This is a genomic window from Pseudoalteromonas sp. CST2 (assembly GCF_028599385.1).
Lineage (GTDB): Bacteria > Pseudomonadota > Gammaproteobacteria > Enterobacterales > Alteromonadaceae > Pseudoalteromonas > Pseudoalteromonas atlantica.
The window spans coordinates 94,782-108,956 of record NZ_JAQREO010000004.1 but is presented as its reverse complement, the minus strand read 5'-3'; the positions used below and the strand labels follow the sequence as shown (position 1 = coordinate 108,956).

The 14,175-nt window shown below is 41.8% G+C and carries 11 protein-coding genes; 4 read left to right on the top strand and 7 right to left on the bottom strand.

What is annotated here, in order from left to right:
* Positions 1–8: 8 nt before the first annotated feature.
* Both rpsP and ffh read right to left on the bottom strand, forming a co-directional pair.
* Complete coding sequence (gene rpsP, locus PSH41_RS07395) at positions 9–257, bottom strand: 30S ribosomal protein S16 (protein WP_004587327.1); 249 nt, start codon at positions 255–257, stop codon at positions 9–11.
* 250 nt (positions 258–507) lie between these two features.
* On the bottom strand, positions 508–1,887 hold the full coding sequence (ffh, locus tag PSH41_RS07390; protein ID WP_024031859.1) for a signal recognition particle protein: 1,380 nt from the start codon (positions 1,885–1,887) through the stop codon (positions 508–510).
* A gap of 253 nt (positions 1,888–2,140) precedes the next feature.
* On the opposite strand from ffh, the gene PSH41_RS07385 reads away from it, so the two are divergent.
* Both PSH41_RS07385 and PSH41_RS07380 read left to right on the top strand, forming a co-directional pair.
* Positions 2,141–2,947 (top strand): cytochrome C assembly family protein, encoded by an 807-nt coding sequence (locus tag PSH41_RS07385; protein WP_024031858.1) that lies wholly within the window; start codon positions 2,141–2,143, stop codon positions 2,945–2,947.
* Positions 2,948–3,008: 61 nt separating this feature from the next.
* Entirely contained in the window at positions 3,009–4,277 is a 1,269-nt protein-coding gene (locus tag PSH41_RS07380) for an HlyC/CorC family transporter (protein WP_004587330.1), read from the top strand.
* Between the two features lie 61 nt (positions 4,278–4,338).
* Here PSH41_RS07380 and PSH41_RS07375 read toward each other — a convergent pair whose 3' ends face one another.
* On the bottom strand, positions 4,339–4,950 hold the full coding sequence (locus PSH41_RS07375; RefSeq protein ID WP_024031857.1) for a transglycosylase SLT domain-containing protein: 612 nt from the start codon (positions 4,948–4,950) through the stop codon (positions 4,339–4,341).
* Between the two features lie 134 nt (positions 4,951–5,084).
* Complete coding sequence (gshA, locus tag PSH41_RS07370; RefSeq protein ID WP_273588987.1) at positions 5,085–6,671, bottom strand: glutamate--cysteine ligase; 1,587 nt, start codon at positions 6,669–6,671, stop codon at positions 5,085–5,087.
* 616 nt (positions 6,672–7,287) lie between these two features.
* Between gshA and PSH41_RS07365 the strand changes: the two genes are divergently transcribed.
* On the top strand, positions 7,288–8,835 hold the full coding sequence (locus tag PSH41_RS07365) for a methyl-accepting chemotaxis protein (protein WP_273588988.1): 1,548 nt from the start codon (positions 7,288–7,290) through the stop codon (positions 8,833–8,835).
* A gap of 46 nt (positions 8,836–8,881) precedes the next feature.
* Here PSH41_RS07365 and clpB read toward each other — a convergent pair whose 3' ends face one another.
* From clpB to rluD, 3 genes are all read right to left on the bottom strand, one after another.
* On the bottom strand, positions 8,882–11,458 hold the full coding sequence (gene clpB, locus PSH41_RS07360; RefSeq protein WP_273588989.1) for an ATP-dependent chaperone ClpB: 2,577 nt from the start codon (positions 11,456–11,458) through the stop codon (positions 8,882–8,884).
* 97 nt (positions 11,459–11,555) lie between these two features.
* Positions 11,556–12,287 (bottom strand): peptidoglycan editing factor PgeF, encoded by a 732-nt coding sequence (gene pgeF, locus PSH41_RS07355; RefSeq protein ID WP_273588990.1) that lies wholly within the window; start codon positions 12,285–12,287, stop codon positions 11,556–11,558.
* Positions 12,287–13,264: a 23S rRNA pseudouridine(1911/1915/1917) synthase RluD gene (gene rluD, locus PSH41_RS07350; protein WP_004587336.1), complete on the bottom strand. Its 978-nt coding sequence runs from the start codon at positions 13,262–13,264 to the stop codon at positions 12,287–12,289. Before rluD ends, pgeF begins: the two co-directional genes overlap by 1 nt.
* 141 nt (positions 13,265–13,405) lie before the next feature.
* On the opposite strand from rluD, the gene PSH41_RS07345 reads away from it, so the two are divergent.
* Positions 13,406–14,170, top strand: coding sequence for an outer membrane protein assembly factor BamD (locus tag PSH41_RS07345; RefSeq protein ID WP_024031852.1), 765 nt, complete (start codon positions 13,406–13,408; stop codon positions 14,168–14,170).
* Positions 14,171–14,175 lie beyond the last annotated feature (5 nt).

The window sequence follows — 14,175 nt, the reverse complement described above, 5'->3', positions numbered from 1 at the left end:
TACGCCTATTAAGCCGCTTTACGAGCGTCTTTAACTAACTTAGCTACACGATCAGAAAGACCTGCGCCCTGACCTACCCAGTGATCAACACGAGGTAAATCTAAACGAAGTTTTTCTTCTTGACCTGAAGCAATTGGGTTAAAGAAACCAATTTTCTCGATGAAGCGACCGTCACGCGAGAAACGGCTATCCGCAACCACAATTTGATAGAAAGGGCGTTTTTTAGCGCCACCACGTTGCAAACGAATAGTTACCATACCGTCCTCTAAATAGATTGACTGTTTTCATTAATAAGATTTACTCCCCAGTATGGGGAGCTGGGGAATTGTACGAGTTTTTAGCAACAATGCAAGTAAGAAGTGAAGCAAAAAGCCACTTTAGTAGGTTAAACTGTGATCTGAGCCACAATTAATAGATTATCATGCACCACGCGCATAATTTATTCAACAAAAAAGGGCCAATTAGCCCTTTTGTTATACATTATATAGCGGCTATTTAAGCGCTACATTAAAATTTAGGGCCACCGCCACCCATCATTCCAGGTGGTAACATGCCTTTCATGCCGCGCATCATTTTTTGCATGCCGCCTTTACCTTTCATTTTTTTCATCATTTTTTGCATTTGCGTAAACTGTTTTAGCAGTTTATTTATCTCTTGTACCTGTGTACCAGAGCCTGCGGCTATACGTTTTTTACGAGAGCCTTTAATAATCTCAGGACGCGCACGCTCTTGTTTGGTCATAGAGCTGATGATTGCTTCCATTTGAATGAAGGTTTTGTCACCCATTTGGCCTTTTACAGCATCGGGTAAGTTTTGCATACCAGGCAGCTTATCTAGCATCGACATCATGCCACCCATATTTTTCATTTGCTTTAATTGCTCTGCAAAATCATCAAGGGTAAAGCCGTTGCCTTTAAATACTTTTTCAGCGACCTTAGCTGCTTTTTCCTTATCGACTTTCATTTCGACTTCTTCGATTAATGAAAGTACATCCCCCATGCCTAAAATACGCGATGCGATACGATCGGGATGGAACGGCTCTAGTGCATCCGTACGTTCACCCACACCCATAAATTTAATTGGCTTGCCGGTAATATGACGAATAGATAAAGCAGCACCACCGCGTGCATCACCATCTGTTTTAGTTAAAATAACACCGGTTAGAGGTAGCGCTTCATCAAATGCTTTAGCGGTATTCGCCGCATCTTGACCCGTCATTGCATCAACCACAAATAATGTTTCGATTGGGTTGATTGCTTTATGAAGGTCTTTAATTTCGCCCATCATTTCGTTATCTACGTGCAAACGGCCGGCGGTATCGACTAAAACAACGTCTATAAATTTCTTTTTAGCATGAGAAATAGCAGCGGTGGCGATATCTACTGGTTTTTGCGAAATATCACTTGGGAAAAAATCCACGTCAACTTCGCTGGCAAGTGTTTCAAGCTGTTTAATAGCCGCCGGACGGTATACATCGGCACTAACAACTAGCACTGACTTTTTCTTACGCTCTTTTAAAAACTTAGCAAGCTTACCAACACTGGTTGTTTTACCCGCACCTTGTAAACCAGCCATCATAACAACGGCTGGCGGCTGTGCATTTAGGCTAAGCTCTTCGTTGGCTTCACCCATCGCTTTTTCAAGCTCTTCGCGCACTATTTTTATAAATACTTGGCCAGGGCTTAAGCTTTTAGTTACTTCAACACCTACGGCACGTTCTTTAACTTGCTTTACAAACTCGCGAACAACAGGCAACGCAACGTCAGCTTCTAAAAACGCCATACGTACTTCACGTAACGTATCTTTAATGTTGTCTTCTGTTAAACGGCCGCGGCCACTAATATTTTTTAAGGTTTTACCTAATCGTTCTTGGAGGTTCTCAAACATGTAACGGTTCCGATAAGACGTTTATATTGACCCAATAAGCTCACGCTTATTTGCATTTTACTTATTAGATGGGAGCAATAGTATTAAATTTCAATTAAAAACAGTATACCGTAAATGATGGCGCACAATACAGTATTGAAGCACAGCTTATTGAGTTTCTTTTTTTAGGTCTATGCAATTGCTTTGCTATAAAATACAATGTGCTTATAACAACAAGAATTATTTGACTCTAATTATAAGTGGCCCAAGCACAATGCTGATTATTAGTTTAACTATTATTGCCAGTTTATTTTATGTGTTAGCAACGTCTCACGTGTTAACACGCCTGTTTCATCAACAAGGCCCCAGCCAAAAGGTAACGGTTATTTTAAGTACCGTGGCTATACTAGCGCACATGCTGCTGTTGGTTAATTCGGTGTTTCGCTCCGACGGGCAAGATTTAAGTATTGTTAATGTTGCACTGCTGACCTGCTGGGTTATTGTGGTGTCGGTGACTGCGGTGTCGTTAAAGTTCCCTGCTACATTGCTATTACCGGTCGTCTATGGCTTTGCAGCCCTACTCACCATTGCGAGTTTGTTTATACCGCACCATATTTTATTACAAAGCTTTAATATTGAAATAGGCCTTATCACACATATATCGCTATCACTGTTAGCATATTGCGTGTTAATTATTGCCACTTTATACGGCGTGCAGTTTTACTTTATTGATAAACGCTTAAAACGTAAAGATTTAGCAATTGTGCATAGTCATTTGCCACCATTAATGGTGGTAGAACGTCAGCTCTATCAACTATTAAACTTAGGTACGGTGTTACTTACCTTTGCCTTATTAACAGGGTTTGTGTTTTTAGATGGGATGTTTGCAAAAGAATTTATCCATAAAACCATTTTATCGCTTGTCGCATGGGTTATTTTTGTCACTGTTGCGCTTGGGCACATGAAAAAAGGCTGGCGTGGTAAACCTGTGGTTATTACCATCATGGTCGCTGCATTTATCCTCACACTTGCTTATTTTGGCAGCCGTTTTATACAAGAAGTGGTGTTAAATAAGTTTTAACTTGACTCTGTCAGCTCACTCTAGCTTAATACGCATTGGTTTATAAAAAAAGGATCCATCGTTGGACGACATATCGACAAGTACCTTGTTTATCATTTTAGGTTTATTGGTGCTTTTTTCTGCTTATTTCTCGGGTTCAGAAACCGGGATCATGTCAATTAATCGTATACGCTTGCGCCACCTTGCAAAAGAGGAACATCGCGCAGCTAAACGAGTCAGTAAATTACTTAGCCGTCCTGATAGACTCATTGGCCTAATATTAATTGGTAACAACCTTGTAAATATCGCTGCCGCCCAGGTAGCCACTATCATTGGTATTCGTTTATACGGTGATTTAGGTATTGGTATTGCAACCGGTGTGTTAACGCTAGTGGTACTAATATTTGCAGAAGTAACCCCAAAAACGCTTGCTGCGTTGTACCCTGAAAAAGTAGCCTTTCCAAGCTCTATTATTCTCAAAGGGTTACTCAAAATACTATTCCCATTCGTGGTTGTTGTTAACTGGATGACCAACGGTATTTTACGTCTGTTTGGTATCAGCTCAGCACAAATAGATGAGCACAGCATGAGTAAAGAAGAGCTTAAAACAGTGGTGAATGAGTCAGGCGCATTACTGCCAGCTCGTCACCAAAGCATGCTGACTTCTATTTTAGACTTAGAGCAAGTGACCGTTGAAGATATTATGATCCCTCGTAACGAAATAGTGGCGATTGATATTAACGACGATTGGAAGCTCATTAGCCGCCAATTAACTCATGCTCAGCACACCCGGGTATTACTTTATCGCGACAATATTGATGACGCGGTAGGTTTTATCCATTCGCGTGACGCTCTTCGTCTTTTAACCAAAGAGCAATTTGATAAACCGTCATTATTGCGTGCTGTACGTGAGATTTACTTTATTCCTGAGGGGACATCCCTAAATACCCAGCTATTAAAGTTCCAACAATCAAAAGAGCGCATTGGTATAGTGGTTGATGAATATGGCGACATACAAGGTCTCGTAACCCTTGAGGATATTCTTGAAGAAGTGGTTGGCGATTTCACTACCACGCAAACACGTACGCCAAGTGAAGAAGTGACCACACAAAGCGATGGCTCTTACCTTGTTGATGGCGGCGCTAACGTGCGCGACTTAAACAAAGAGATGGGCTGGGAGTTTCCTCTTGATGGCCCTAAAACACTCAGCGGTTTAATTGTAGAATACCTAGAAGATATTCCAGATGCTAATTTAAGCCTTAAAATAGCCGGCTACCCTGTTGAGGTGTTAGAGGTAAAAGAGAATATGATCAAACAGGTGAAAATTAAGCCAAATCAACGTAAGTTGTAAGTGTAAATAATGCATTAAAAAAAGGAGCCTTGGCTCCTTTTTTTGCTTTTAAGATATGTAGTTAGCCAAAAAGCAGTCGCTCAAACCAGCCTTTATCAAGCTCCTCTTCACAACGTTTAAGCTGCGCACCATAACGACTTGCGCGGTGTTTTACTTTATTAGCAACACTCATTAGCCACTTTTTCTTTTTATAGGTACCGCGTTTATAACCGCCCCACCCTTCGTGATAATTTAAGTATTGGGCGTAAGCATCCCACTTAGAGATACCATTTACCTTATGTGTTTTATAAACAAACCATGCCATAAAGTCGATTGCATCGTCAAAATCATCTCTATCAGCCCCACTGTTACCCGTTTCACGAATATAGTCAGACCAAGTTGGAGTTTTTGCTTGTGAGTACCCGTAAGCATCACTGGCACGCCCAGTCGGAATTATCCATAAAAAATACTCCATGGGTGGTGCGGCATCATGACGAAACGAACTTTCTTGGTACATCATGCTCATAAGAACATGTTTAGGTGAGCCCCATTTTTCTTGTGCATCTTTTGCATCAAAGTACCAGTCTGACTTTTCTTCAAAAATTTTACAAAGATCATTAGGTTGCTTTGGCGGCGCAGTGGCACACCCAGCTAAAGAGAGGGCAAAAGATAAAATAATTGCATTTTTTTTCATTTTTATAAGATCTCACTGAACTTTTTAAAAAAGCGTGGGTCTGAGTATATGAATGCAGCAGTATAGCATTGTTTCATCCCTGAAGAATATTTACGCAGCCACCTTGGGCTGCGTTTTTTTTTGCTTAAAAAAACTTAAGCGGGTGCTTTGGCATTAAAATATTCATCTAAAAAGTCAGTAAAGCTTAGCGTGTCGGCGCGCTCTATTTCTTCTCGCGCTTTATCCGAGAGTACAACTTGTTGCTCTAGCCATTCTTTAGAAAACACATTGTAGTTGGCTTGTGCATGGCTTTGCTTATATTTATTAGCCAATTGAATAGCAAATAAACCGTTATCGATACCCGTACTTTCTAGCTCGCGCACATAACGCCCTGAAAAAGTCAGCGCAGGGTTATCAACCCAAGTAGCCATTTGTGCGATGGTTTCGCTGTAATAGGTCACTCCATACGCCTTATCCATATGCTCAGCGACTTCACTTAGTTGGTCAAAAATTTCTCTCCCCCAACTTTGTAACGTACGCTGTTGGTTGTTGTCGTTAAGCATAACACCTAACTGACGCCCCTGATTAACCACTGTATCTAAATTCTCAGTGCTGCGGGCTTGCTCTTTCCACTGCATTTCTGGAGAGTCTTTTAACAAACAATACGTTAAAAACACATCTAAAAAATGGATTTGCTCTATATCAATGCCCGTTTCACTAAACGGGTTTACATCCAGCGCTCTAATTTCAACATATTCAATGCCTGCTCTTAATAATGCATCCGTTGGTTTTTCACCACTTTTAGCATTACGTTTAGGGCGGATCGGCGAATAAAATTCGTTTTCGATTTGCAGAATATTTTTATTAAGCTGCTTAGGTGTTGCTGTGGTGTAGTCATCAATATCGCCGTATAAGTCAGAAGGCGTGTTGATTGCTTTTTTAAGCCCCGCAACGTACTCATCAAGCGAGTTATACATTACGCGTAATGAAGATTGCGCACTGTTGGTGTAACCTAAATCACCCAAGCGTAGCGCGGTTCCTACTTCTAAATAAAGTGTACCTTTACCTAGTTTTTTAAACGGTAGGTCAGTTTTGCGCCCTTGTAAAAAAGAATTACATAATGCAGGTGATGCACCAAACAAATAACTAATTAACCAAAGCTCGCGTTTAAAATTACGAATAAGCGCTAAATAACCATCCGATATAAATGCTTCTAGGCTTTGCTCACTTTGCTTTAAGGTGTGTAAAGATTGCCAAAGTGTTTCTGGAAAAGAAATATTAAAATGAACACCCGCAATCGCTTGCATCATACTACCGTAACGGTTTTTTAATCCTTCACGGTATAGGGTTTTCATACGCGCAGTATTTGAGCTACCAAATTGAGCCAGTACGATGTCATCTTGATCTTCAATAAAGCATGGCATACTGATGGGCCATAAAAGCTCATCACCCATGTGCTCAAGTGTAAACTTTTGTAGGTCTTTTAATTGCGCTAAGGTTTCTGTCGCTGATTCACTAACAGGGGTAATAAATTCAAGTAATGACTCTGAAAAGTCGGTAGTAATATGTCCGTTTGTTAATGCACTACCTACGCCTTTAGGATGTCCTAAAGTGGAAATGGCGCCATTACCTTTAATACGCAACGACTCTCGCTCAATACCACGTTTGATCCCTTTAATTGCGTGCTGATGCGGTGTTGCTGATAACGCGTTTAGCGCGCTAGATAAATCATGTATAGTCAAAAAATGCTTCCTCGGCCACGTGGCTTAATCTTAGGGTTATGGGGGCTAATTGCCCATACTCAAGATTAAATTGTTAAGAACAATATAATTTTTCAAAATTTTTAGCTATTTACCCTGTTGAGCATGCGCTTGATACAACAAGCATCAACCAGCAAGCTAATCTTGCCACTGCTCACGCTAATATACAATCGCTTTGCTAGGGCGTGTTGGCCTTTGTGAATTGAAATTTGTCCAAACTAAGGGCGATTCAATTGCGGCGCGATATTTGTAACCTAATGGGCTCGATAACTGCCCTGCGTTATTCTAATGACTTACATCCATGTAAGAATAAGTAAAAACCGAACAAAGCTTTCGCGTCCTGCTCTTACCCCTTGCCTAAAAACCAAACACACTGCTGTAAATTCAGCAACCAAAAACCCTCACGCCCCAAACATAAAGACCCTGAATTAATAGATTTCACTTCATAAGCTTTAACATTTTAAACGCAGTATTTGATATAGATCATAAAAAGTCGCAATTTTGATGACAATTTTATTTAGCGCAGCGCCTTTACTTCACCTCCTTTTGTTTACCCAATACAATGACAAGTTAATTAAAAAGGATGGTTAAAACTAACATGCGTCATAATCAAAGCTTAATAAATGAAGAGGTTCACTTTAGTGATGCTCAGCAATTAGTATCCACAACCGATTTACGAGGAGTCATTACGTATGCAAATAAGGCATTTAGCGATGTAGCAGGCTTTAGTGCCCAGGAGCTCGTTGGTAAAAATCATAATATTGTGCGCCACCCAGATATGCCCAAAGCAGCATTTAAAGAAATGTGGAGTACGCTAAAAAGCGGCCACTCATGGCGCGCCATAGTAAAAAATAGATGTAAAGATGGGCGCTATTACTGGGTTGATGCATTTGTAACCCCTATCTTTGAAGCTGATCAGTTAGTCGGCTATCAATCTGTACGTACAAAACCAGATAAAAAACATGTTTTAACAGCCCATAAACTATACGAAAAATTAAATAGCGGTAAAGCCGCTTTTAATTTTAAAGAGCGCACACACTTGCGCCAAATGCTTACGTTAGCCGTTGTATTTAGCTGGCTAATAATGAGTGGGTTTGCCTTTTCAGCCATGGCAGCGGTTATCAACGTATTAATTTGCGTGTTTATTTTGGCCTTAAATTATCAAGAGCTAGTGGCAACCCCTGCTAAATTAAACACCTATAAACAGCATTCTGACTCTATCTCGCGCTATGTTTTTTGCGATAACTCACCGCTAAGTGTGAGTGACTATAAAGAGCAAATGTTACTTGCTAAGCTCAGAACTGTATTGGGGCGCGTAAAAGATGCTACCTATGCCTTTAATAACATTGCTGAAAACCTAGATGATAAATCGACGCTCACCGAAAAAGGCATTGAGGCACAAAGCACACAGCTTACACAAATCGCCACTGCTATGGCGCAAATGACCGCCACTATTGGTGAGATTTCGAACAGTACAACAACTACCGCCGACAAAGTTAATTCGACTCAGTACAGCTGCGCGGATATAAAACAACATATTGCTGATAACAAAAAAATGGTATCTGAGCTGGCAACTCACGTAGATCATGCTGCCAATACGGCTAATAACCTCGCGCAGGAAGCAGATAAAATAGGCCAAGTAATGAATGAGATAGAAGGTATTGCTGAGCAAACCAATTTACTAGCGCTTAATGCTGCAATAGAAGCCGCAAGAGCAGCCGAGCATGGCCGTGGTTTTGCCGTAGTTGCTGATGAAGTACGTGCTCTTTCTTCTCGTACGCAAAGTGCTACGGGGCAAATTCACAGCTCGATTAAAGATATACAGGATACATTGGTTAATTGGTCAAAGGTAATGCAAAGTACAAAACTACAAGCTGAGGGCTGCGTACAAACAACCGAGCAAACACACCAAGAGCTCGATAGTATATTCAATCAAATTAGTGAAATAGCTTTGCTAACAAACAGTATATCGACGGCTGCAGAGGAGCAGCAGATGGTGAGCCACGATATTGCTAATAATGTAGATAATATAAAAGAGGTGAGTAACGAAAACTTAGCTTTAAGTTATGACGTTGCTAAAGATGCTGCAGAATTAGTTGCCGGCTCTCAAAAAGTAAACAACCTACTGTATACATTTAAAGTATAAAGCAAGACAATAAGCCGCCTGCTTGGCGGCTTATTGTGCGTCTGTATTAGCGTTTTGAAAAAATCAGGCCCTGCTCATTTGCATCTATCACGACAATATCGCCAGGGTTGTACTCTCCCCCTAATAGCAGCTGAGCCAGTGGGTTTTCAATTGTTTGCTGAATAGCTCGTTTTAATGGCCGAGCACCGTAAACAGGATCGAACCCGCTAGAGGCAATTTTTTCAAGCGCCGCATCACTTATCTCTAGTAAATAGCCCATTTCTGTTAAACGCTCACGCAATTTAACAAGCTGAATATCGGCAATTTCTTTAATATGCTCATTGGCAAGTGGATGAAATACGACGGTTTCATCAATACGGTTTATAAATTCTGGCCTAAATTCATTGACGAGCACATTCATAACTTTGCTCTTAAGCGTTGCGTAGTCGTTTGTGCCCGCTTGCTCTTGAATAATATCCGAGCCTAAATTTGAGGTCATAATAATAACCGTATTTTTAAAATCAACCGTACGCCCTTGTCCATCAGTAAGGCGGCCATCATCGAGTACCTGCAATAAAATATTAAATACATCGGGATGCGCTTTTTCTATTTCATCAAGCAAAATTACAGAATAAGGCTTACGGCGAACGGCTTCGGTTAAATAGCCGCCTTCTTCGTAACCAACATAACCGGGAGGCGCGCCCACTAAACGTGCTACCGCGTGTTTTTCCATAAACTCTGACATGTCGATACGCACCATGGCATCTTCTGTATCAAACATAAAACCTGCAAGCGCTTTAGTAAGCTCTGTTTTACCCACCCCAGTGGGTCCTAAAAATAAAAATGACCCTATTGGTCGATTAGGATCGGCAAGCCCCGCACGAGAGCGTCGTATCGCATTCGCGACCGCAACAACTGCTTCGTCCTGCCCTATCACTTTACTGTGAAGTTGCTCTTCCATTTTTAACAGTTTTTCTCGCTCACCTTGCAGCATTCGCGATACTGGGATCCCGGTCCAACGAGAAAGTATTTCTGCAATTTCGTCCTCGCCTACTTGGTTTTTTAGTAAGCTCATTTCTTGCATTTCAGCTTGCGAGGCTAAATCAAGTTTTCGCTCAAGCTCTGGAATTCTTCCGTATTGCAGCTCCGACATACGCTGTAAATCGCTCGCTCGGCGGGCAACCTCTAAATCAAGGCGCGCTTGTTCAAGCTCAGCTTTAATTACTTGCGTGCCTTGTAACGAGGCTTTTTCTGCATTCCATACTTCATCAAGCTCTCGGTATTGCGCTTCTAAGTCGGTGATGAGCTGCTGCATTTCGCTGCGCCGCTTTTGGCTTGCATCGTCTTTTTCTTTAGCTAAAGCGTTATCTTCAAGTTTTAATTGAATAATACGGCGCTCAAGCTTATCTAAAGACTCAGGCTTAGAATCTATTTGCAAACGAATTGACGAGCCAGCCTCGTCAATTAAATCAATAGCTTTATCTGGTAATTGTCGGTCACTAATATAACGGTGCGATAAATGCGCAGCGGCGACAATTGCCGGGTCGGTAATATCCACCGAGTGATGTAACTCGTAGCGCTCTTTTAAGCCACGTAAAATGGCAATGGTGTCTTCAACTGAGGGCTCTTCAACCAATACTTTTTGAAAACGACGCTCAAGTGCGGCATCTTTTTCTATGTATTGGCGGTATTCATCAAGCGTAGTGGCGCCCACACAGTGTAGCTCCCCTCTAGCAAGCGCTGGCTTTAACATATTGCCAGCATCCATAGCGCCATCGGTTTTACCTGCGCCCACCATAGTGTGAATTTCATCAATAAATAAAATCACTTGGCCTTCTTCTTTAGCCAACTCGTTAAGCACCGATTTTAAACGCTCTTCAAATTCGCCGCGGTATTTAGCACCCGCCACCAGCGCGCCTAAATCTAGCGATAAAACACGCTTACTTTTTAGGCCCTCTGGCACTTCGCCATTTATAATGCGCTGCGCTAACCCCTCTGCAATGGCCGTTTTACCTACCCCTGGCTCACCAATAAGCACGGGGTTATTTTTAGTACGGCGCTGCAAAACTTGAATCGTGCGACGGATTTCGTCATCTCGCCCAATAACGGGGTCGAGCTTACCTTGCTCTGCGCGCTCGGTTAAATCAATGGTGTATTTTTCAAGTGCTTGTCGGGTTTCTTCGGCGTTAGGGTCATCGACCTTTTGGCCACCGCGAATTGCTTTTATAGCACTTTCTATTTTAGTTGCAGTGATATTAAGCGCTCTAAAAATATCACCTAAAGGGCCTTTGTCGTCACAGGCCGCTAATACAAATAATTCGCTCGAAATATACTTATCTTTACGCTTTTGCGCGTACTTATCACATAAGTTAATAAGCGAAGCCATATTATTAGAAAGCTGTACGTCGCCCCCTACTCCTTCGACTTTAAACAGCTTTTCTATTTCTTGAGAAAGCTTGGTGTTAAGCTCATCCGCACTCACGCCGGCTTGTGCAAGCAAGGCGCGCACGCTAGAGCCATTTTGCTGTAAAAGCGCATACATTAAATGTACGGGTTCAATAAATTGATGATCGCGCCCTAATGCTAGCGACTGAGCATCTGAAAGCGCAGATTGAAATTTACTTGTGAATCTATCTAAACGCATGAGGGTTTACCTATTTAATAAACTAATTGCTTAATAAATGGGTATGTTAATAGAATTGTTCAAGGTGTTAAGAAGAATATTGTGGGGAAATAGTGTTTTATTTGCGCCAGATCAAACTTGCCATACGCCCTGTTTTACCTTCTCGCCGATAAGAGAAAAACAATGATGGCTGAGAAACAGTACAATAATCGCCTCCGCTAATATTAATAACACCTAATTGCTCAAGCTCAATGCGAGCGATTAGGTAAATATCGCACAAGTATTTATTATTGCTTTGTAATTTAAACGCCTCTTTAAACAACGGAGATTTTGCAATAAATCGCGTAGCAACCTCGGCACCAACTTCAAATTGCTCAGAACCAATAGCAGGCCCAAGCCACGCATATATTTGCTTACTAGGCGCGCTAAAACAGGCAAGCGTATTTTTTATGATCCCTTTTTCAAGGCCGCGCCAACCACCATGCACTGCTGCAACTTCATGGCCATCATGACTTGCAAACAGAATAGGCAGGCAATCTGCACTCATAATAGCAAGAGGCTGATTTTTAACTTTTGTATACAACGCATCAGCACTGTGTAATGTTTGAAAATTAAAATCTGCATCAACGCAGAGCACATCGCCACTATGCACTTGATTAAGCCACAGTGGCGGGTTTGGCAGGGATTGCTCAACCAAAGCACGGTTTTTTAGCACATGCTCTGGATCATCATCAACATGTAGGCCTAAATTTAAGCTATTAAAAGGCGGCTTTGACACGCCGCCTTTTCGTGTGGTACTGAGCGTACCTACCGAGGTTAAATTAGGCCAAGGTGCTGACAAAAAAGCCATTAATACTCTATGTTAGGGTTAGCTTTCGTATCTTCTCTAAGCACCTGAGTCATTGCCACCATGTCATCTGGAATAGGCGCTTGCCAGGTCATCATCTCGCCCGTAATAGGGTGCGCAATACTCAATTTTACTGCGTGTAAGGCTTGGCGATTAAATGTACGTAACATTTCAAACAGCTCTGGCGTAGCACCTTTAGGTGGACGCGGACGCCCGCCGTAGGCTCTATCGCCAATTAACGGGTGGTTTATATACGCCATATGAACACGAATTTGGTGTGTACGTCCGGTTTCAAGACGAAGGCGTAAACGTGTATGAGCACGGAATTTTTCAGCAACACGGTAATGTGTAATGGCAGGCTTACCCATTTCGTGAACTGCCATGTGTGTACGCTGCGTTGGATGACGGCCAATCGGCTTTTCAACCATGCCACCTGCGGTCATAGTACCATTACATAAAGCTTCGTATTCACGCGTAAAGTTTTCGCGTTTTTGCAGTGCTTTAACTAAATGTGTTTGCGCCTGAATAGTTTTAGCCACCACCATTAAGCCTGTGGTGTCTTTATCTAGACGGTGCACAATACCAGCACGCGGTACGTTAATAATATCCGGAAAATGATGCAGCAATGCATTTAGCACTGTGCCATCTGGGTTACCTGCACCTGGGTGAACGACTAGGCCCATAGGTTTGTTGATAACCAAAATATCATCATCTTCATAAACAATGTTTAATTTGATATCTTGTGCTTCGTATTCGCGTGGTGCTTCAATGCTGGTTTCAACATTTACAACTTCACCACCGAGAAGTTTTTCTCGTGGTGTGTTATAGATTTCACCGTCAACGGTGATTTTATCATCCAATATCCATGTTTTTATACGTGAACGTGAATAATCAGGGAACAATTGCGCTAATACTTGGTCTAGACGTTTACCACCTAACTCGGTAGGAACCTCGGCTTGAAGTGAAATTTGTTCTGACATTAGTAACTTTACCCAATTTACCAGTGCAAGCTGTGCCTGACTGGGTTAGAATCGCTTTTAATAAAAGCATAATATAATACGCATAGTTTACTCGGTTTTACCGCCGTGGCCTAGCCGAAGACATCGAAGGTAACAAATAAAATGATAAATAAAATAGGGAAACGTGCATTCGCCATTGTTTTTTCAGCTTCTGTACTTACTTTAGGGGCCTGTTCTTCTGCGCCTGACCAAGAAGATATCCAACGCGTTCCTAACAAATCTGCACACGCTTTGTATGAAGATGCAAAACAAACGCTCGACTCAGGTTTATACGCCCGTGCAATTGAGCTGTTAACCGCTATTGATTCACGCTACCCATTTGGCCCTTTCTCAAAACAAGTACAAATGGATTTAGTGTATGCCCATTACCAATCAGGTAATACAGAGCAAGCATTAGCGACCATTGACCGCTTTATTCGTTTAAACCCAAACCACAAAGATTTAGATTACATGTACTACATGCGTGGCTTGGTTAACATTAAAGCAGATAAAAATGCCTTCCAAGAGTATTTTGGCATAGACAGAGCTGACCGCGATGCAAACCGTACACGTGTTGCATTTACCGATTTATCAACGCTTGTAAAACGCTTTCCAAAGAGTGATTACGCACCAGAGGCTAAACGTCGTTTAGTGTGGCTTTTAAACCGCATGGCGCGTTACGAGCTAAAAGTGGCTAATTACTACTACGAACGTGAAGCTTACCTGGCGGCCGCTAATCGTGGTAAGTACGTTGTTGAGCATTACTCGCAAAGCAGCTATTTAGAGCCTGCACTTGAGATGATGGAAAAAAGCTACGAAAAGCTTGGCCTGACAGATTTAAGTGAGCACGCAAGACTAACGCGTGAATACAATGAATCTAACAAATAAGAATG